Annotated in this window: 19 protein-coding genes; 8 read left to right on the top strand and 11 right to left on the bottom strand. The window is 28.4% G+C overall.

What is annotated here, in order from left to right:
- Nucleotides 1–56: 56 nt before the first annotated feature.
- Both AC2JAQ_RS05780 and AC2JAQ_RS05785 read left to right on the top strand, forming a co-directional pair.
- Nucleotides 57–527: a hypothetical protein gene (locus AC2JAQ_RS05780; protein WP_488458349.1), complete on the top strand. Its 471-nt coding sequence runs from the start codon at nt 57–59 to the stop codon at nt 525–527.
- Between the two features lie 95 nt (nt 528–622).
- Nucleotides 623–1,030: a DUF5412 family protein gene (locus AC2JAQ_RS05785; protein WP_488458350.1), complete on the top strand. Its 408-nt coding sequence runs from the start codon at nt 623–625 to the stop codon at nt 1,028–1,030.
- 429 nt (nt 1,031–1,459) lie between these two features.
- Here AC2JAQ_RS05785 and AC2JAQ_RS05790 read toward each other — a convergent pair whose 3' ends face one another.
- Complete coding sequence (locus AC2JAQ_RS05790; protein ID WP_488458351.1) at nt 1,460–1,762, bottom strand: hypothetical protein; 303 nt, start codon at nt 1,760–1,762, stop codon at nt 1,460–1,462.
- Nucleotides 1,763–1,801: 39 nt separating this feature from the next.
- The gene (locus tag AC2JAQ_RS05795; protein ID WP_488458352.1) at nt 1,802–2,503 is read right to left on the bottom strand and encodes a 5'-methylthioadenosine/adenosylhomocysteine nucleosidase; all 702 of its coding nucleotides are present in this window, start codon (nt 2,501–2,503) and stop codon (nt 1,802–1,804) included.
- A gap of 298 nt (nt 2,504–2,801) precedes the next feature.
- Between AC2JAQ_RS05795 and AC2JAQ_RS05800 the strand changes: the two genes are divergently transcribed.
- Both AC2JAQ_RS05800 and AC2JAQ_RS05805 read left to right on the top strand, forming a co-directional pair.
- A complete protein-coding gene (locus tag AC2JAQ_RS05800; protein WP_488458353.1) occupies nt 2,802–3,368 on the top strand; it encodes a hypothetical protein in 567 nt (188 codons plus the stop codon).
- 439 nt (nt 3,369–3,807) lie between these two features.
- Nucleotides 3,808–3,990: a transcription initiation factor TFIIIB gene (locus tag AC2JAQ_RS05805; RefSeq protein WP_423239421.1), complete on the top strand. Its 183-nt coding sequence runs from the start codon at nt 3,808–3,810 to the stop codon at nt 3,988–3,990.
- Between the two features lie 174 nt (nt 3,991–4,164).
- Here the strand turns inward: AC2JAQ_RS05805 and AC2JAQ_RS05810 are convergent, their stop codons facing one another.
- On the bottom strand, nt 4,165–4,926 hold the full coding sequence (locus AC2JAQ_RS05810) for a hypothetical protein (protein ID WP_488458354.1): 762 nt from the start codon (nt 4,924–4,926) through the stop codon (nt 4,165–4,167).
- A 233-nt stretch (nt 4,927–5,159) separates the two neighbouring features.
- Between AC2JAQ_RS05810 and AC2JAQ_RS05815 the strand changes: the two genes are divergently transcribed.
- Nucleotides 5,160–5,381, top strand: coding sequence for a hypothetical protein (locus AC2JAQ_RS05815; protein WP_488458355.1), 222 nt, complete (start codon nt 5,160–5,162; stop codon nt 5,379–5,381).
- A gap of 471 nt (nt 5,382–5,852) precedes the next feature.
- Here AC2JAQ_RS05815 and AC2JAQ_RS05820 read toward each other — a convergent pair whose 3' ends face one another.
- Genes AC2JAQ_RS05820 through AC2JAQ_RS05835 form a run of 4 tightly spaced genes read right to left on the bottom strand, consistent with a single transcriptional unit; the run spans nt 5,853 to nt 7,730 of the window.
- Complete coding sequence (locus AC2JAQ_RS05820) at nt 5,853–6,416, bottom strand: hypothetical protein (protein WP_488458356.1); 564 nt, start codon at nt 6,414–6,416, stop codon at nt 5,853–5,855.
- Nucleotides 6,403–6,912: a DUF5643 domain-containing protein gene (locus tag AC2JAQ_RS05825; protein WP_488458357.1), complete on the bottom strand. Its 510-nt coding sequence runs from the start codon at nt 6,910–6,912 to the stop codon at nt 6,403–6,405. Before AC2JAQ_RS05825 ends, AC2JAQ_RS05820 begins: the two co-directional genes overlap by 14 nt.
- A 57-nt stretch (nt 6,913–6,969) precedes the next feature.
- Complete coding sequence (locus tag AC2JAQ_RS05830) at nt 6,970–7,599, bottom strand: class I SAM-dependent methyltransferase (protein ID WP_488458778.1); 630 nt, start codon at nt 7,597–7,599, stop codon at nt 6,970–6,972.
- On the bottom strand, nt 7,596–7,730 hold the full coding sequence (locus tag AC2JAQ_RS05835) for a hypothetical protein (RefSeq protein WP_488458358.1): 135 nt from the start codon (nt 7,728–7,730) through the stop codon (nt 7,596–7,598). Before AC2JAQ_RS05835 ends, AC2JAQ_RS05830 begins: the two co-directional genes overlap by 4 nt.
- Nucleotides 7,731–8,159: 429 nt before the next feature.
- Between AC2JAQ_RS05835 and pulA the strand changes: the two genes are divergently transcribed.
- Nucleotides 8,160–16,067, top strand: a complete 7,908-nt coding sequence (pulA, locus tag AC2JAQ_RS05840) for a type I pullulanase (protein ID WP_488458359.1) — start codon at nt 8,160–8,162, stop codon at nt 16,065–16,067.
- Nucleotides 16,068–16,293: 226 nt separating this feature from the next.
- Here pulA and AC2JAQ_RS05845 read toward each other — a convergent pair whose 3' ends face one another.
- A complete protein-coding gene (locus AC2JAQ_RS05845; protein ID WP_488458360.1) occupies nt 16,294–16,515 on the bottom strand; it encodes a hypothetical protein in 222 nt (73 codons plus the stop codon).
- A 212-nt stretch (nt 16,516–16,727) separates the two neighbouring features.
- Between AC2JAQ_RS05845 and AC2JAQ_RS05850 the strand changes: the two genes are divergently transcribed.
- Nucleotides 16,728–17,150, top strand: coding sequence for an NUDIX hydrolase (locus AC2JAQ_RS05850; protein ID WP_488458361.1), 423 nt, complete (start codon nt 16,728–16,730; stop codon nt 17,148–17,150).
- A 389-nt stretch (nt 17,151–17,539) separates the two neighbouring features.
- On the opposite strand, the gene AC2JAQ_RS05855 is transcribed toward AC2JAQ_RS05850, so the two are convergent.
- Nucleotides 17,540–18,145 carry a YdcF family protein gene (locus AC2JAQ_RS05855; protein ID WP_488458779.1) on the bottom strand — a complete coding sequence of 202 codons (606 nt, stop codon included), beginning with the start codon at nt 18,143–18,145 and terminating at the stop codon, nt 17,540–17,542.
- A gap of 48 nt (nt 18,146–18,193) precedes the next feature.
- The gene (locus AC2JAQ_RS05860) at nt 18,194–18,406 is read right to left on the bottom strand and encodes a hypothetical protein (RefSeq protein ID WP_488458362.1); all 213 of its coding nucleotides are present in this window, start codon (nt 18,404–18,406) and stop codon (nt 18,194–18,196) included.
- 362 nt (nt 18,407–18,768) lie between these two features.
- Here AC2JAQ_RS05860 and AC2JAQ_RS05865 point away from each other — a divergent pair, with 362 nt between their 5' ends.
- On the top strand, nt 18,769–18,960 hold the full coding sequence (locus AC2JAQ_RS05865; protein ID WP_488458363.1) for a GNAT family N-acetyltransferase: 192 nt from the start codon (nt 18,769–18,771) through the stop codon (nt 18,958–18,960).
- Nucleotides 18,961–19,030: 70 nt separating this feature from the next.
- Here the strand turns inward: AC2JAQ_RS05865 and AC2JAQ_RS05870 are convergent, their stop codons facing one another.
- On the bottom strand, nt 19,031–19,789 hold the full coding sequence (locus AC2JAQ_RS05870; protein ID WP_488458364.1) for a class I SAM-dependent methyltransferase: 759 nt from the start codon (nt 19,787–19,789) through the stop codon (nt 19,031–19,033).
- Between the last annotated feature and the right edge of the window lie 164 nt (nt 19,790–19,953).

A 19,953-nucleotide genomic window follows, 5' to 3' on the forward strand; every position in this document is an offset into this window, starting at 1 on the left:
AGGTAATATCTTGGCAATATTTAAATGATAAGCTTATAAAAGAGGAGGAGGGTAAAATGAATTTTTTAAATAAGCTTAGAAGTATAAATGAAACATTAAAACTTGTGATTATTTATATTTTTCTATATGCTTCATCTCTGGCAGTAGGCTTTAAGGTTGATAATAAATATACTCCAATGACAGAAAATGCTCATATTATAATAATCACAAATACTATTTTATTTATTGGCTTAGTAAAACTATTCAATATAAAATTTAAATTGGTTAAAAACTTTATTATTGGATTAATGACTTTATTTATTGTGTTTATAGTTGACAAGGATTATTTTTTATCTGGATTTCAACAATCAACACCAAATGATAATATCCTTTCATTTATTACCTACCCATTAAACATAATTTTATTACCTTTTGTAGGAATATTTGAGGCTTTATATAACTTTGGATTATTTGATTTTTCCTTTATAATTGTGCCAATATACTTCCTTTTTCTTATCTTTGTTATGAAGAAAATCTGTAAAGATTGATATTTATAAGATAAGTAAGTTTCAATAATTCTAAGGGTAATTTATAATTAAGATAATAAGATATTTATGAGTTTAATTATTAAGGGGAGAGAATTATGGAGGATAAGGAGTTTAGTGAAGGTCTAAAAAATAAAAGGACTAAAACAATATGGGAAATAATTATTTTAGCTTTTATAATATTGTTAGGGGTATGTGCTTTTAGAGTAATAACCACAGTAAATGATATTAAAGCTACTTTTCAACCTGGCAAAGAACTTATAAATGAAACAGTATCCAGTGATGGAAAATATAAAGTTCAGGCTTATCGTATTAATGGAGGAGCAACAGTAGATTGGGCAGTAGAATGTTATTTGAAAGAGAATAATAGTAAAAATGAAAAGCTAATATATAAGGATTACCATATAGAAGATGCAGAGATGATTTGGGTTGATAATGACACCATATCTATAAATGGACATAATATAGACTTGCCTAGTGGAAGGTATGACTTTAGAGATGGGTAATTAAAAGCTCATTTAACTTATTACAAAGGAGAATATAAATTATGAAATTTAATATATTAGTTAGGCGTTTCTTAGAAATGGTATAAATTGCTGAATAGAGATTGTTTGTTAAGAATTATTAACTAATGTTAACATATCCTTACAGTTAACTTATAACGAGCACTGAAAAATGTCAATACAAAAATGAATTTTTCTATTTTTTAAATTAAGTTTAATATAAATTATAATTAAAAAGTAATTAATATTTTAGCTGTTGATAAGGGGAAAATGTATAGTTTATAAATATTTAGGTAATAATGTTATATACAATCAAAACATAATCCCAATAATTCAGAAAAGCTCTATGTTTATAAGTATCCATAGAGCTTTTTATATTTTCTGATTGTATTAAATTATGAAAATATATACTGTTATCTTGAGCATATATTTTTATTTACAATGCTTAGGTGATAATTCAGTAGTTATACTTATACCAATACCTGCAACTATTCCAGTAAATATACAGTATGTTAAATCAGACATTGGAATTATATATATACCTAAAAGCCCTACTAAAAGTAAGAGTAAAAGTGTAGATCCTATAAAAAATAAGGCTTTAAACTCACGGCTTACAGGAATATATGGTGCTATTTTGCTAGATATATTGAATTTCTTATTTATTGGCATAAAAATAATTGTAGTTAAAGTTAAAGCCAATACCATTGGAATTAAGTTATTTAAAGATTTCATCATATGTATTCCTCCTTTAGTGAATCAGTTTGTCATAAAATTTTATAAATTAATATCTTCTGAAATAAACTCCAATATTTTTTCTACTATCTTAATAGAATTAAGAGATGCTATTTCACAGTTATTCTCAAAAACTTCTATGCCGCTTTCATTCTCAGTATCAGTTATTGATCTTACAGCTAGGAATGGAATCTTATTTACATAGCATACATGAGCAATGCTTCCAGTTTCCATATCTACGCAAAGGGGATTAAAGTTATGAATTATTTCTTCTCTCATATCATTATTTATGAAAGCTTCCCCAGTAACAATTTTTCCAAAGTAGATTTTTTGAGTAAAAGCATTTTCATCTAATATTTTCTTACATATTTCAAGAAGAGAGTTGTCCCCTTTAAAGTAAACACTTCTCATCCACGGATGATATTCAGTTAGAATTCCTTCTTCAACATCATGGTAGGCAACCTCTGTTGAAATAACCGTATCTCCTATATTTAATCTTTTATCAATTCCGCCAGCCACACCAGTTACAATAATATGGGTAACATTGAATTTATCTATTAATAATTGAGCGGCAATAGCAGCATTTACCTTGCAAACTCCACAGTATAAGGAAACAACATCAACCCCATTAAATTTTCCACTATAAAAATTTAACATGGCAAAGGTGCTTGTTTTTTTATCAGAAATATTTTCAATGAAGGGCATTATTTCTTCCGCAGAAGGACCTATAATTCCTATTCTCATAATATTCACCTCATATTTTATATCTCATAGCATAGTAAGATATATAATTACCATTAATATAAATTATACAATATTTCTTTTATTAGTAAAAATAGATAAGTAAAAAATAAATATTATTAAGAAAGAAAGTTTTAATCAATAATAAGTAAATTAAAGAAAATAATAGAAATTTATGCGTAAGAGGAGTTTTTCAGAGGTAATTTCTCAAGGGGTATTTTTATATATTTAAATTTATTTAACATTAAATAAATTTTATGGTAATATGAGTTGTCTGAAACATACTAAGGAGGAATTATATATGAAGAAAAAATTATTAGCAATCTTAACAGCAATTTTTATGCTGAGTTTTATAATGGTAGGTTGTGGAGAAGAGACACAATCAAAAACTGAACAGACTAAAGAAAACATTGTTCAATCAGACAATACAACATCAGCTAAATCAGATACTGAAACTAAAGTAGACAGTAATAAGGCTGATGAGGCTAAAAATACTACAAGTACTAATACAAATACTAATAGTAGTACTTCCTCTAATAATACATCATCAAAAGCTAGCGGAACTTCTGGAGTAGTAAGTGGAGGAGCTACAACTTCAAGTGGAAGTAATTCTAGTTCTTCTGGTAATTATACTAAAAGTTCAACAACACATAGTTCACAGCCTAAGGAATCAACTAAAAAGTCTACCCCTGCCCCAGCACAACAAGTAGATTCAGGCTCTGGAGATTACGTTTATGCTAATGGAGGGAGATCTAAGTCTAATAAATACCACAGCTCACCACATGCTCATAAAATGGAGGGAGCTATAAAAATGACTAGACAACAAGCAGAAACTCAAGGATATGTAGCTTGTAAAAAATGCTTTTAGTTAGAATTATATTTGTTATAAGATATTAAAAATAAGAGGAATTCAAGGATTAAATTCTTTTGAGTTCCTCTTATAATTAATCTAAAATAAAGATTTTTAATAAAATCTTAGGGTGTTAGGATGACAGCTCTAATAGATATTACTAGCCTAAAGAATTTTCATATGATAATATTTAACATATAGATATATTGTTAGTTAGATTTTTTATTTTTATAGGCATACTTGAAGAAATGAAAATGTTAATTAACATAGCATTTTTCCTTTGAATCTTATATTGTGCAATAAAATATAAAGAGATTTAAAAAGAAATCTATATAAAATTACGTTTAGGGTTAATATGATATTTATTTTAAGAACTTATTTGTAATAAAATGTTTTAGAGATAAGTTAATGTATCTTTTCTTAAGGTAAAGTCACTATGGATATTGGGGGGAGCAAGATGGATATAACTAAGTGTCCATTATGTGGATGCACAGATATAGGAGAAGGAGAGCTTGAAAAGTATAAAGAGCTAATTACCTCAAACATTATATTTCCAAAGTCAGTACCAGTCATAGTGAACCTGTGTACAGAGTGTGGTTATATATTAAGAATGAGAGTAGCTGAACTAAGCAAAGTTTAAAATAAGGATATAATTGAAAGTTGTTAGAAGAACTAAAGAAAGTAAGTAGTAATGAAACTAGGATAAACTTTGAAAATCTTATAAAAATATAATGAAAAAGAGAGGAAATCTATGATAAACATCAAAGGATTCTCTCTCTTTTTATTATTAGTTATTACGAAATCAACTTTATAATTAACTATTATTTTTCATTAAGTTCTCATAACTTTGATTTTCAATATAAAGTGAAGTTGATTGAAAATTATTAGAAGGAGTATCATTCTCTTCATAAATAGAGTAATTTTCTTTTAATATTTTTACTATTTTCTTATGTTTCGCATATAGAACAAAGTTATGTACACCTACAACATAGGATACTGCAGCTAGGAATGTTATAAATGAATATGCTAAATTAGCTAGATTTCCACTTAATACATTTTTGCTTAATAATAATGATAAAACAACAAATATTAATTTAAGTGAGGCAGATAATCCTCCAAAAAAAGAAGGTTCATTATTTGAGTTATTCACTATTTCTCCTCTAATAGCTTTTTCAAGCATTTCATTATAGTTAATCAAATTAAGAACAATAACAAAGATATAGATAACTATATAGACTATTAGAAACTTCGTAAACATAGAATTGCTTAATAAACAATACAATTCATATAAAGATAATAACAATGATTTTGATGAAAATAGTGTTAAAGAAATTCCACTATATAAAAATATAAATTTGCCAATACTTTTGTAACGTAGCAGACATGCTAAAGAAATCAAAGCAAATACAGTAGTTGGTATGAAAAATAAAATCTTAAACTCAGAAGTTATTTTAAAATTTTTACTAAAAAAATAAAATATAATCCCATTTCCTAATACAATTAAAAATATAGTGTTTAATATGCTTTTTAATATTTCTTTAGGTCTCGTTGCTTTAATCGGTGATAGTATATTCAAATTTGTCCCCCTCCTCTTATGTTTCTATAATGTTAATTTATTAATACTCAGTTAATATAACAGTTTTGTTTAAATATGTAAAGTTAAATAAATTATGTAATAATTCTCGGAGGAAAAGGATATACTTTGGTATTAAATATTAAAACTTTCTATATGATATTTGATGAGAAAATAGTGTAAAATAGAATTAAAGCAAATAGCTATAAATATTTCAAAAGAAGAGGAGAATTCATATGAATAAAGGGCAAGAAAATTTTTTCAATTTCATAATGGAAAGAGTAGATATAGAGAATCAAGATAAGGCTAAGGAATTATTAGCTGAAAGCTTCGGAAAACAAGCTGATGGTACATTTAATCAAGAGTACATGATGGTTTTCATTCCTAGAATGTTACAATTAATAAAACCAGAGTGTGTTGAAGAGGTTAAAAACATAATGAGTAATCATAGAGCATAAAGCTTTTAAATAAATTAGTTTAGAAATTTTATTAGAGAATTTAAAGAGTTTATAACCCTTATTTGTAATATATTTAAAGTTATAATAAGGGTTATTATATTTACTAACTAAATAAGCATTTCTATTTGAATAACTTTCCTTAAAATACTTACTAAGATGTTTTTTTTTAGTTGTTAAAACTATTTTGTAAATGCTGGTGATAAATAATAAAATACCACCTGTAATTAAAAAGATATTCCCACCTGTTTTAAATTCACTCATAAAAAAGATTAGTGCAAATAAAAAACTTAATAAGGATAGTACATAACCAATAATTGAAATCTTGTCATTTTTATTCATAATTCTCTCCTTGTTATTTGTAATAATACCTAGTTATTTATATAATTAATAAATACTGTAGAAATAAATTAAATATTAATAGATGAAAATAAAAACAGGGTGCTAAATATTGGCATCCTGTTTTTAGTTGGATTAAAAGCCAGTAATCTCTTCCTCATACACAACATTATAATCACTATCTAAGCCTTTTATATAGCTCACTTCTTTTTTTTCAATATTTTCATACCAAGCAAAAATAAACATTTTATTTTCATCTAATTCATAACTTGAAATAGTTTCTTTATTCTTATCTTCTAATACTATAGTTTTTATTTTAGGATCATTTACATAACCATATACTTTAGTTATAGGTTCAGAGTTTTCTGTAGACTTTGAAGTATAAGCATTAAAAGTTAATTGTTTAGAGTAATCTATTGGATGTCCAGCTGGATAATTAACTGGATACCATTTAATTATTTTTCTTCTAACAGTACTTTCTGAAAACCAATCCTTATATTTACATAGATAAATTTTTTCTCTACCTAAGTCCACAGTTTTAATTACATCAGAAGGTCCATAATATACTGATTTTTCTGATTGTTCATGAGTTTTTAAAGGAGTGAAGCTTCCAGGAAAGAATATTTTAGAGCAAACTAGTATAAGAAGTATTGCTAAAGACCATTCTATAATTGCACTATATTTTTTATAAATTTTCATTAGCTTCACCTTCTTTACTAAGTGGAATTTTAATTTCACTTTTTCTATCATACCAGTCAACTTTAATAGTTAAATATTTTACATCTTTCCCTATCTTTTTATCAAGTTGCATTAAACCTTCTTGTCCCCAAAAATTTGTAGAGGCACTTCCAGCTACTTTGATATATTCTTCTCCTTTATCATCAAATATTCTAAAGATACTTTCTGAGAAAGACCAACCTCGGGTAGTTCTAATTTGTCTATATCTAACATACGATTTATCTTCAGTGTTAATAATTCTTTTTATGATTAAATCATCATTATCTATTTTCATCTTTTGATTTAGTTCAATTACTTCTGCTTTGCCTTCATCAACAAGTGTTTTAATGTCATTATAATAATATTTGCTTTTAGGTAAGCAGGCAAATCCTATAACACAAAGAGTAATTAAACAAATTACTATTATTGATCTTCTTAGTACTTTAATTTTATTCCCCTCCTTATTAATGTTTATCAAGTTACTTATAATTTTCTAGTTTTAAAGCTTAAATTATTATACTTTGCAATCTATTAATTATTTTATCTTACAATAACTAATAGAGGTTTCATATTTTAAAGTAACTTGTCCATTTTCCTCATATTTATCATATATTTTTTTAAGATCTGATATCATAGGTATAAATCTTGGATCATTTTCTTTCGGCATATAAGAATAGGATATTGATAGTCCTTTAAAATTTTCAAAGTCTACTTTTATTGGGTTAGGTAAAGTTTTTTCATAAACAATTTTAGAGTCAAAAAAATTAATTTTTGAATTTTTTGTAGACTCATTAGTATATTTTTCACTGTATTTTTTTATAATTTCTAAATATTCGCTCATAAATTCTTGTGAATTATATTTTCTATAATTATTTAATAAGACAATGTATCCATTAGGTTTAAGTATTCTCATAAACTCATTTTTAGTTGGTATAGGATCAAACCAATGGAAAGATTGTGCAGCTACTATAATATCAATAGATTCTGATTCTAAGTTTGTTTCTTCAAAAGAACCATTTATAGAATGAAAAGTATTATATGATTTAAGAGATTGTTCTCCTTTTTTTCTCATGTTTTGATTTGGTTCCACTGCATATATAGTATTACCATTATCTAAAAACAATTTAGTTGAAATTCCTGTTCCAGAACCTATATCAGCAATTATTGAGTTTTTTTAAAACCAATTGATTTATTGAGATAATCTATTATTTCCCTTGGATAGCTTGGTCTATATTTCTCATAGATTTCAGCATACTCACTAAATCTACTTTTAGGATTTAAGCTTTTTAAATTCATATAAGAACCTCCACAATATATTTTCATTTATTAAACTAAACTTACTATAAAAAAATATTAATTATTATGAGTATTTGTAATATAGACAATATACCATAAAATTATTTAAATGGAAATAAATTCATTTAAGAGAGTTTGATACTTTGATAATATATAACTTAAAAGGAGTAGGGGAAAATAGAAAATAAGAAATGCATCTATTAAAAGAAAAGGGGATACTTACTATGCTGTTAAAAAAGAAAGTGAATTTTTAAAAGAAATTAAGCACGGGTTTAGTATATTTACAAAAGGAACTATTTCAAATATTAATTTTATTTAGTTATTTTTGTATAATGTTACAAAAATACTAAAAGTATTGAAAACGTTATTACGAAAATGTTAATATTAAGATGTATTATTAAAAATTGAATACGAAAGGGGTTTGTGATAGTGAGTAGGAGAAAAAAGATTAAATCCATCGCTATTTTAGTTTTATGTACATTCTTATTTAGTTTCTTACCTCACATGCCAGTAATGGCTGAAGAAGAGAAAAGTGAGGCTAAAGAAGTACAAAAAACTTTAGTTCAGAATGAGAGTGAAGCTTTTGCAGTAGTTGTGGGAGATTTTTTAGAACAAAGTGGTAACGGTTCCAATTGGAATCCCACAAATATGCCGGGAATGCTGAAAAAGTACAAGGATGGTTTATATGAAAGCACTTTAAAGCTAAAGGCAGGTAATTATAATTACAAAGTTGCCATGAATGGAACTTGGGATGAGAGTTATGGAAATAATGGAGAAAACATAGCTCTAAACTTACCAAAGGATTCAGAAGTAACATTCAGATTGGATTATAAGAATAAAAAGGTATATGATTCAATAAACAATCCAGATCAGTTTAAAACTAAAGCAATATTAACAGGAAATATAAAAGATCTAATTGAAGGGGCTTCTGATTGGAATCCCGGTAACGATACCGAAAAGTTAGATTATATAGGTGGAGGTATGTATAAAAAGACTTTCCCTATAAAAGAGAGTGCTCAAGAAAAGGATTTTAATTTAGAGTACAAGGTTGCTTATAATGGTGATTGGAACAATGGTGAAGTAGGAGAAAATATTAAAACTACAATTCCAAAAGGAACAAAGAGTATAACTATTCTAAGCAATTACTTAGAAAATTATGTTACAGATTCAATTCAGAATCCAAGTCTTTCTAACACAGTTTCTTTAATAGGAACAGTTAGGGAAGGAAATGGAGATTGGGATGTAGCAAATAAAGATTTTGAAATGCACAATATTGATGGAAATAAAGTTTTATATTCAAAGGTAATGAAAAAAGGAACTTATGAGTATAAAGGGCTTATAAACCATTCTTGGGATAATGGAGGAATACCAGCTCAAGGAAATGTTACTTTAAATGTACCAGAGGACAGAAATGTTATCTTTGTAGCGGATTTAAAAGCAAATAAAATATACGATTCAATAAACAATCCTAAAGAAATAAATGAAGCACTAGGGATAAAAGATGATGGAAATACAGGTGGAGAAGAGGATGGAAATAAGCCAGATGAAATAAAAAGCCCTGTAATAAATGATGATGGAACAGTAACCTTTAATGCTAAATTTAATGGAGATAGTTTATATCTTATAGGTTCAATGGTATCTTGGGACACAAGTAAACAGGTTGAAATGAAAAAAGGAGAAGATGGTGTATTTAAAGTAACAATGCCTTTATCAGGAGGAGTTTATGAATATAAATTCAAGCCTAATAAGGATAATTGGGACAACTCTTTCACAGATCCAGGAAATAAAGCCATGGCTAATGGAAATTCAGTTTTAAACATGCCAGGCTTAGAGATTGGTGGAGAATCAAGTGTAGAAGTAGGCAATGATGTTGATTTAGTTGCATATATCTATGACAAAGAAGGGAACAAACAAGAAGCTAAGGTTACTTGGTCTTTAGAGGAACCAATAAGTGGAGTATCAATAGAAGGAAATACTTTAAAGGTTTCTAAGGATGTAGACTCAAGTAAAAAGATAAAACTTAAAGCAACTGATGGAAAATATGTAGTTAATAAAGAACTTTCTATTTTATCTCAAATGTATACCTATACAATAAATTACTATAGATTTGATGGTAACTATGATAATTGGAATCTATGGTTATGGGAAACTGGTGGAGAAGGAAAAGGATATGACTTCAATAGAAAAGATGAGGCTGAAAAAGGCTTCACAAGAGCAGTTTATAAATTCCCATCAGATAAATTGAATTTTCTTGTTAGAAAAGGAAATTGGGAAGATAAAGATATTGGACATGATAGAACAATAGAAGTTAAGAATGGAAACAACGTAGAGGTTTGGATAATTCAGGGAGATGAAAACATTTATTATGATAAAAATGATGTGGACACTTCACCTAAATTAGTATCTGCCTTAATGGATAGCAAAACAGACCTTTTAGTTACTTCAGCTGGAAAAATAGAGGATTCAGAATTAGATTCCTTTAAGCTAGTTGATAAAACTGATAATAAAGAGCTTAAAACAAGTGCAGTTAAGGTGGCTGATAATAAGGTTAAATTAACTTTAGAAAAAGGATTTTTTAGAACTCCAGAAATAGATCCAAGCCATTCTTATGAAGTAAGCAGTGATAACTTTAGAGCGACTAAGGTTACTATGAGAAAAATTTTAGATGATCCAGAGTATTTCTATAATGGAGATGACTTAGGATTAACTTATTCAAAGGATTCTTCAGCATTTAAATTATGGGCTCCAACAGCTAAGGATGTTAGCGTAGTATTATATGATAATGCAGGAACTTATGATGAAAATGGTAAGGTAACAGATAATACTGGTGGAAGAGAAATTCCTATGACCAAGGAAGATAAGGGAGTTTGGAGCTTAAAAGTTAATGAGAACTTAGAAGGTAAGTACTATATGTACAAAGTAAGCTTCCCTGATGGAAAAACTAATTATGCTATAGATCCATATGCAAAGGCTGTTTCAGCTAATGGTCAAAGAGGAGCTATAATTGATTTTTCAGCTACGAACCCAGATGGATGGGGTAGTGTTAAAAAACCTACTATGTTAAATCCTACAGATTCAATTTTATATGAAATGCATGTTAGAGATTTCTCAATATCTCAAGATTCAGGTATAAAAAACAAAGGTAAGTTTGAAGGAATAGCAGAGGAAGGAACAAAGGTACCAGGAACTGATTTTAAAACAGGAGTAGATCATTTAAAGGAATTAGGAATAACAACAGTTCATTTATTACCATCTTTTGATTATTCTTCAGTAAATGAAGTAAGTAATAAGCCTCAATTTAACTGGGGATATGACCCACAAAACTATAACTCTTTAGAAGGATCATACTCAACAAATCCACAAGATCCAACATCAAGAGTAAAAGAATTTAAAGACATGGTACAAACTCTTCATAAAAATGACATAAGAGTTGTTATGGATGTAGTTTATAACCATACCTCAGGAACAGGACAAAATTCACCTTTTGATCCAGTTGTACCAGGATATTTCTATAGAACTAATGATGAAGGCAAATATACTAATGGATCAGGTTGTGGTAATGAAGTTGCAACTGAAAGACCTATGGTTAGAAAATATATAAAAGATTCTGTTAAACATTTAGCTAAAGAATATGATGTTGATGGATTTAGATTTGACTTAATGGGATTAATAGATACAAAAACTATGAGTGAACTAACAACTGAGTTAATAAATGAAGTTGATCCAAGCTTAATAATATATGGTGAACCATGGCAAGCGGGAGGAAGTGCTCTTCCACAAGACCAACAAACTTTAAAAGGAAGCCAAAAAGGTAAAGGGTTTGCAGTATTTAATGATAACTTTAGAAACGCTATAAAAGGCGATAGTGATGGAGCTGGACAAGGTTTTGCCACTGGAGCCACTGGTAAAGAAGGTGCTATAGTAGCAGGTGTTAAGGGCTCAGTTGATGATTTCACTGATAGTCCAAGTGAAACAATAAACTATGTAACGGCTCACGATAACCTAAATCTTTGGGATAAGATAATAAAGGCAGCTGGCAAGGAAAAGGTCGCAGGTTTCTTAGAAATGAGAGATGGAGCTTTAACAGGAGAGGATGCTAACAATTATTCCTCAGTTCAAGAAGCTGTTGAAAAGAAAGCTAGACCATATAGCGTAATAACAGAAGATAATCCTTTAGACAATGAATATGTAAGAAGAAGTGTATTAACAACTGCTATTACAATGACTTCACAAGGTATTCCATTCTTCCAAGCAGGAGATGAATTCTTAAGAAGTAAATATGGAGATCATAATAGTTATAAGAGTCCAGATGCTATAAATCAAATAAATTGGCAAAATAAAGAAAAGTTTAATGGAGTATTTGATTATTATCAAGGATTAATAGCCTTAAGAAAATCACATCCAGCATTTAGAATGGATACAAAGGCTGCTATTGAAAGCAACTTAGTAGTGACTAAGGCTAATGATAACGTAGTTGTATTCCAACTTAAGAATTTTGCTAATGGAGACTCATGGAAGAATATCGTAGTAGTTTATAATGGAAACAATGCTGAGAAGGAAGTAGGACTTCCTCACCAAGGTGATTGGAATGTAGTAGTAAATGAACATAAGGCTGGAACAGATGTCTTAGAAACTCTTAAGGGAGCAAATTCAGTAAAAGTCGCACCTTTATCAGCTAAGGTTCTTTATGATGAAAGCCTAGATGGAGAGGTACAAACACCAACTTCTATAGATATTACCCCTTCAAGCTTAAAACTAGATATAGGAGCTTCAAGCTTTTTAAAGGCAGTGGTTAAAGACCAAAATGGAAGAATAATTCCTAACTCAGAAATCAAATGGACTGTTTCAGATGATTCAGTAATAAATGTTGATTCAAACAATGGAAAAGTAACTGCTTTAAAAGAAGGAAAAGCAATTATAACTTTAAGCTCTGGAAGTTTAACTAAGGAAGTAGATGTGGAAGTAGTTCACCTTGTTCCAACTTCTTTAGAATTAGATGGACCAAATCAAGTTTATACAGGTAAGGATATTCAAATTAACCCTACTGTTAAAGATCAATTTGGTCAAGTGATGACAGGAGCTAATATAGAGTGGACATCATCTGATGAAAGCATAGCTAAGGTATCAACTCTTGGAGTAGTTCAAGGAATAAAGCCAGGTAAGGTTAAGATAACAGCTAAGAGTGGAGATACAAAAGCAACTAAAGAAATAGAAGTTAAAAAATATACTAAAAAGTATATTGAATTCACTTATGTTAGAGATGATAAAGACTATGATGGATGGAACATTTGGACTTGGCAAACAGGAGTAAATGATGGACAACAAAACTTCACTGAAGTTAAAGATGGTAAGGCAGTAGTTAAGTTTGAAATAGCACCAGATGTAACACAAGTTGGATTTGTCTTAAGAAAAGGAACAGGTTGGGATGAAAAAGACCCATATGATTCAGACAGATATATAAAAATAGATCCATCAATGAATGTAACAAAGGTAACTGTTAAGAGTGGAGTGGGAGAATTCTTCCAAGTTCCAGCAATAAAGAATGCTGAAATAAAGGAAGGAAACATTGACTTTAAATACAGAGATAAAGCTTTATATGAAGAAAATAATCAATCTTCAATAGATAAGGTTCAAGTTAAGGTTACTTCACCAGGATTATTATTTAAGGATACAAAGACTTATGATATGACTTATGATTCACAAAATGAGTTCTTTGGCTATTCATTAAAAGATATAAAACCTGGCACTTATGAATATAGTTTCTTAGTTACTAAGGATGGTAAGACAACAGAAACTGAAAAGCAAACAATAGAATATTCTCCATTGAAGATAAATGGAGAGGTTACTTTTGCAAATAATCAGGTTAACTATGATGAAAATGCTCTTGTAAATCTTAAATTAAGCGGAAGTGATGCTAAAAAAGAAAATATAAAAGAAGTTTATATGGATCTTACAAGTGTAGGTGGACCTAATAAAATCTTAATGGATTTAAATTTATTAAAGAATGGTTCATTAAGTCAAAGTATAGGAATAAATGATAGCGTACCGACTGGAGAAAAGGAAATACCAGTTACAATAGTTGATAATAATGGAGAAAATCATAAAGCTTCAGGAAAGTTAACAGTTAAATCAAAGGTTGGAGTTGGTCCTTTAGACTTTGGATTTGATGAGTCTAGAATTTACTTTACAGTAACAGATAGATTCTTTAATGGAGATAATAATAATGATGATCCTCATGAAAATAACTATGATAAGAAAAATCCATATACTTATCATGGGGGAGATTTAAAAGGATTAACAGATAAGGTTCCATACTTAAAAGAACTTGGAATCAACACAATTTGGATAACACCTATTGTTGAGAATACTGATTTTAATCAAATGTTCTCTCAAGGAAAAACTCAATACTCATATCATGGTTACTGGGCTAAGGACTTTGAAACATTAGATCCACACTTAGGAACTATGGATGACTTAAAAACTTTAATAGATACAGCTCATGATAATGGAATAAAAATAATGGTTGATGTTGTTTTAAACCATACTGGATACGGAATGAAGAATGCAGATGGTAATAGTGGAGCAAACAACTATCCAACAGATGGAGATAGAGCTAAGTTCAATGGAATGCTTAGAGAAAATCCAGGAAATGATTTTATAACTCAAGAGTCGTCAGGTCTTCCAGATTTCAAAACAGAGGATCCACAAGTAAGAGCAAAATTAATAGATTGGCAAACAGGATGGATTAAAAAAGCTAAGACTGATAAAGGAAACACTATTGATTACTTCAGAGTAGATACAGTTAAGCATGTTGATAACACAACTTGGAAGGCGTTTAAAAACAAATTAACAGAAATAGATCCAAGCTTTAAAACTATTGGTGAATATTTCGGTGCTGATATAAATAATGATGGAGGACAACTTCAAAATGGACAAATGGATGCTTTATTAGACTTTGGTTATAAGGGTAAAGCAAGAGATTTTGTAAATGGAAATGTTGAAGGAGCTTCAGCTTATTTAGATGATAGAGCAAGCAAAATAAGTAATACTAACTTAATGGGACAATTCTTAAGCAGCCACGATGAAGATGGATTCTTAAAAACTGTAGGAGATGATTTAGGAAAGCAAATGCTTGCAGCATCTCTTCAAATAACAGATAAGGGAATCCCAGTTATATACTATGGAGAAGAACTTGGAATGTCAGGATGGAATGGCTTTGAACAAGGGGATCAAAATAGATATGATATGGACTTTGAAAGATTAAATGATCCTAAGTATAAAAAGGTTTATGACCATTACTCAAAACTTCTTAATATAAGAAAAGAATACTCTAAGGTATTCTCAAAAGGTGATAGAAAAACTATTGCTGGAAACAATGAAGAGGGATACTCAGTTGTATTAAGAAGCTACAATGGAGGAGAGCAAGATACTTCTATGCATTTAAATGCTACTAATGAATCTTCTAATATTCCAAATAGAGAAAATCTATTTGTCGTATTAAACACTAAAAATGAAGGCAAAGATGTAAGCTTTAAAACAAACTTCAAAGAAGGGGATAAGGTTAAAGACTTATATAGTGGAAATGAATACTCAGTAGATAAGGATGGAAATGTAACTGTGAAAGTGCCTTCAAAAGAAGATGGAGGAACTGCTATTTTAGCACTTAAAGAGGATAGTGTACCGCCAGCAGTTATAAATAATGCTCCAGAAATAAATGCTAAGGATGTTACTTTAACAGTTGGAGATACTTTCGAGCCAATGAAAGATGTAACAGCAGATGATAAAGAAGATGGAGACTTAACAAAGGGTATTAAGATTGTAGAGAATACAGTTAATACAGAAAAGGCTGGAGATTACAAAGTAGTTTACAAAGTAACAGATAGCAATGGTGCATCAAGTACTAAGGAAATCAATGTTAAAGTAAATGAAAAAGAAGTTCCTCCTTCAGAAGAGGTGAAGGTAACTGGAGTTAAGTTAAATAAAAAGAATTTAAACCTTAAAAAAGGTGAAAGTTATACTTTAAAAGCTAAAATAAGTCCAAAGAATGCAACTAACAAAGAGGTTACTTGGACTTCAAATAATCCTAAGGTGGCATCAGTTGATGAGGATGGAAAAATAAAAGCACTATCATCTGGAGAAGCTGAAATAACAGTAACAACTAAAGATGGAGGATTTAAAGCTACATGTAAAGTTAAGGTTAAACATTCAGGTTTCTTACCTAACACTGGCTCAGTAGGTGGAAGAATAGTCATTGTAATAATTGGAGTTGCAGCTGTTGGTATAGGAGTGGCTATGCTTCTATGGAAAATAGAAGGTGCTAAAAACAATAGAAATTAAGAGGTAAAGTTATAGAAATAACAATTTTATATATCAGAGCCTAAATAGAAAATAACTTGATTTATAAGAGTTAAGAATACTTTTAGAATTTTAATAAAACCTTCTTTAGCTAAGAGGAAAATAGGTACAAGCTTATTTCAAAAGCTAAAGGAGGTTTTTATTTTTTATAAATATTAATAACTATAATTTATAAAATTAATGCCTAGAGAAAGTATGAACCAGTATTTTAGTAATAGTTTTTTATAAAATCAAAGTGGTTAATTTCATATTCAAATTTTATCATTTCTACAGCATCAATAGAAATTTTATTCTTGTTATATGTGCCATAAATCTTGTAAGAGGCTTTTAATTCATTACATAAAGTCTTACCAACTGATCCACTTACACATAATATTAAAATCTTTTCTAAAGTAATTCTCCCTTTTATGTGAGCAATACAATTATTCATTACTTTATTATTTAAGTATGTATTAATAAGAAAGAATACAAAATTAACTTAGACTTATTTTATTAATATGTTTATAAGTATTAAACTTATCATTAATAATGTTACTTTTTAAAAGTAACATTTATTTTTTATGTTACTATATGGATACAAGACGAAATATTTTATAAAAAGTATTAGGGTGATTTTAATTTTTATAAATAGGAGAGGGTATTATGCTAAAAGTGAATTTTTATGAATTACATAAAGTAGAAGATAGTAAACCTTTATTTGCTGTTATTGTGGCAAGATATAAAGAAAAATGTTTGTTTGTAAAGCATAAAGAGAGAAAAACATGGGAGATCCCAGGTGGACATAGAGAGAAAAATGAAGATATTAATGAGACTGCACTAAGAGAATTGGTTGAAGAAACAGGAGCAAAGGATTTTAAAATTACACCAGTATGTATTTATTCTGTAGAACATGAAGGAGTTAAATCTTTTGGTAAGTTGTTTTATGCAGAAATAAATGAACTTGATGAATTGCCTAATTCTGAAATTGGTGAAGTTAGGTTATTTGATACAATACCTGTAAATTTAACATATCCTTTAATTCAACCATATTTATTTAATGAAGTTATTATGCGTATATACAATTAGGCTCTGTTTTAGGAGAATGTTGGTTTTTAGCTAGATTTTTAGAACTAACTACTTATTAAGATGGTCTACAGTCCTATCTAAAAATTACTACTATTTAAAACATAGCTTATAATTAAAAAGGATAATAGAAGAATTATATATTAAATTATATTATTACAAAGAATATTTATGAAAAGAGTGGATTTAAGATTGAAGGAATCAAAAGAAATTCTGTATTCGTTGATGGGCAATATATTGATGAGTACTATATGGCAAAAATATATGAATAAAAAGCTAAAAAAGGTTGTCTATTAAGGCAACCTTGTCATTTTAAAATTCGTAATACTGTTTTTCTTGTAATCTTAAAATATGTTTTTTCATCAAATTATAATTAAAGTATTGCTTTACTGTTAAAGTTTATTCAGTGTGGTAAATTCTTTTAAGTAGCTTTCGAAATAAGAACCACATTTCTTAAGTTCTCTAAGAACTCGGCTTATTCCATAGTCAGACTTATACCAATTATCTTTAGAAATACCTTGAGTTTCTACAGGAACAATATAAAACTTAGTATTAGGATAAGCTAATGAATAAGTCATTAAAGCTCTTCTAGCATGGAAGGCTTGGCAACATATTATTGCACTTTTAACTTCTAATTTTAAATCATCTGTAACCTTCCTTGAAAAAAAGGCGTTTTCATATGTATTAGTCGAATTATCCTCACGTAAAATAGCATCGTAAGGTACATTATTTTTAAGTAGAACTTCAGAACAAAACTGCCAATCTGACTTATATGTACCAGCATATTTTTCACTTTTTATCTTCTCATTAGGAAATTTTTCTAGTTTGCAAGAAAACTTACCTGATGGTAAAATATATTTAGCAAAATCGTGCCTATACAATAAGCTAGCTTTCTCACTTGGCTCATACTTAGATGAACCTGGTATGAATATTATGTCACAAGGTTTGGGTTCATCTTCAACAAAAATAAATTCACTTATATCATCTAATATTCTCATTGGGAATACCATTTACATACCTTTCTATTGTTTTCATAATGCAATAATTTATTTAGAAGTATTATTATCATATTTATTCTTATTTGAACTATAAATTGCAAGGTTAGAGCAAAGTATAGTAGTCATAGCAGCAAGTAATGTATATGAATTTCTTAATGGATGACCTTTAATCATTGAACAAATTATACTTAGTAGAATTACAATCATACCAAACAAAGAAACATAGATACCAAACTTTGATATTTTTAAAGGATCTTTCATTTTCATAACCTCCATAAATTTAGCTAGTTTCATAACTTCACATATTTATTACTATCATTACTTTCTTTAATTCTTACCCATGAATGGAGCAATAGGAATAATAATTAAGTATAGAATATAATATAAGAAATTAAAGGGGTTAATATAATTTTATGCAAAAAAGGTTAATGCTGTCAATGATACAATGATTACTTTAAATGCAGATCATATACAGACTAAGGAATATTTATATATAATTTTCATAGTATTTTTAGCTATGGAAGTTATAATGGAGAGAAATATAGAAATATTAAATTAAATAAAGAGGTAAAATATGAGAATAATAGTTAATGAGATAAAAAAGTTTTTTAGCATAAATAGTAATGTTACTAAAAAAGAACACAAGAGGCATGGGAATTGGAAAAAAACTTATGGATGAAGCAGATAAGTTTGCTAAAGAGAAAAATTGTAACTATGCCCTCTTAGTTTCATCAGACTATAGAAAATCCGCTCATAAATTCTATGAGAAGGTTGGAGGTGTAGATGGTATACTAGGCTTTAGAAAAGTGTATTAATAAAAATAATTAAAACAGACAAGGAGTACTTGTCTGTTTTTTTATAATTCTTGTGAATTTAAGAGTAGGATTATTTTGAGTTTCTACAAATTATGATATATCTATGTTGAAAACTCTCTATATAGCCATTAACTTTTAATTCTTCATTTAATTTGCATAACTCTTTAAAGCAATTATCTACAGAGAAGTTTGGAAATTCCCATTCTATTCTTTTAACGTAATACACAATTGCTCCAATATCCTTAAATCTTAAATATGGAAAATATTCATTACTATATATGATCTCAAAGGAGCTTTCATAGAATTCTTTTAATATATTTGCTAAAGAGTTTTCTGGAAAATTTGCTTTGAAGTCTTTTATTAGTGATTTTGATAATGTTCTATTATTTTTACAACCAACCTGTTGAGTAATAAATAGTCCATTAGGCTTTAATATTCTTTTTACCTCTTTAATATTAAATGATGCTTGTCTATTGATAACAATATCAAAAGTATTATCTTCAAAAGGTAATTCATTATCATGAAATACTTGCTTGACTTCAATTCCAAGTGGTTCTAAACGCTCTTTGCATAACTTCACATTAGGCTCACATTTTTCTGTAACTACTGTATTATTATATGGGTGATTTAATGATAATAAAAATTCTCCACCACCAGTACCCATATCAAGTAATTTATAATCTACATTTAAATATTTCTTTAATATATCTTTATAATTCCAAGGTAATTCTTCACTTTCCCATCTATTTTCTAAATAGGAAAAGTCCCACCCTTTAAAATTTATTTTCTCTTCTTTTTGCCACAATTCTTTTAATTCACTATAATTCATAACTGGTCCTCTTTTCTTTAAGTTTTTTATTATAAGAAAATTGGTGCAGTTACCTGATAGTAATATAAATTAATCTTGGTACAATCTACTATCAGTTCTTATAACTGCACCAAGTAATTAATTCGATTTTTTCTCATTTAGGAATTCACCTGCTTTCATATTTC

Source organism: Clostridium sp. LIBA-8553 (assembly GCF_057782465.1).

What these genes read in the sequence shown, in the direction of transcription:
- AC2JAQ_RS05870 (WP_488458364.1), bottom strand. Translation starts at nt 19,789, where the DNA reads ATGAATTATAGTGAATTAAAAGAATTGTGGCAAAAAGAAGAGAAAATA.
- AC2JAQ_RS05785 (WP_488458350.1), top strand. Translation starts at nt 623, where the DNA reads ATGGAGGATAAGGAGTTTAGTGAAGGTCTAAAAAATAAAAGGACTAAA.
- AC2JAQ_RS05815 (WP_488458355.1), top strand. Translation starts at nt 5,160, where the DNA reads ATGAATAAAGGGCAAGAAAATTTTTTCAATTTCATAATGGAAAGAGTA.
- AC2JAQ_RS05800 (WP_488458353.1), top strand. Translation starts at nt 2,802, where the DNA reads ATGAAGAAAAAATTATTAGCAATCTTAACAGCAATTTTTATGCTGAGT.
- AC2JAQ_RS05805 (WP_423239421.1), top strand. Translation starts at nt 3,808, where the DNA reads ATGGATATAACTAAGTGTCCATTATGTGGATGCACAGATATAGGAGAA.
- AC2JAQ_RS05860 (WP_488458362.1), bottom strand. Translation starts at nt 18,406, where the DNA reads ATGAAAGATCCTTTAAAAATATCAAAGTTTGGTATCTATGTTTCTTTG.
- AC2JAQ_RS05855 (WP_488458779.1), bottom strand. Translation starts at nt 18,145, where the DNA reads ATGAGAATATTAGATGATATAAGTGAATTTATTTTTGTTGAAGATGAA.
- AC2JAQ_RS05845 (WP_488458360.1), bottom strand. Translation starts at nt 16,515, where the DNA reads ATGAATAATTGTATTGCTCACATAAAAGGGAGAATTACTTTAGAAAAG.
- AC2JAQ_RS05780 (WP_488458349.1), top strand. Translation starts at nt 57, where the DNA reads ATGAATTTTTTAAATAAGCTTAGAAGTATAAATGAAACATTAAAACTT.
- AC2JAQ_RS05865 (WP_488458363.1), top strand. Translation starts at nt 18,769, where the DNA reads ATGTTACTAAAAAAGAACACAAGAGGCATGGGAATTGGAAAAAAACTT.
- AC2JAQ_RS05850 (WP_488458361.1), top strand. Translation starts at nt 16,728, where the DNA reads ATGCTAAAAGTGAATTTTTATGAATTACATAAAGTAGAAGATAGTAAA.
- AC2JAQ_RS05795 (WP_488458352.1), bottom strand. Translation starts at nt 2,503, where the DNA reads ATGAGAATAGGAATTATAGGTCCTTCTGCGGAAGAAATAATGCCCTTC.
- AC2JAQ_RS05820 (WP_488458356.1), bottom strand. Translation starts at nt 6,416, where the DNA reads ATGAAAATTTATAAAAAATATAGTGCAATTATAGAATGGTCTTTAGCA.
- AC2JAQ_RS05790 (WP_488458351.1), bottom strand. Translation starts at nt 1,762, where the DNA reads ATGATGAAATCTTTAAATAACTTAATTCCAATGGTATTGGCTTTAACT.
- AC2JAQ_RS05835 (WP_488458358.1), bottom strand. Translation starts at nt 7,730, where the DNA reads ATGAATTTAAAAAGCTTAAATCCTAAAAGTAGATTTAGTGAGTATGCT.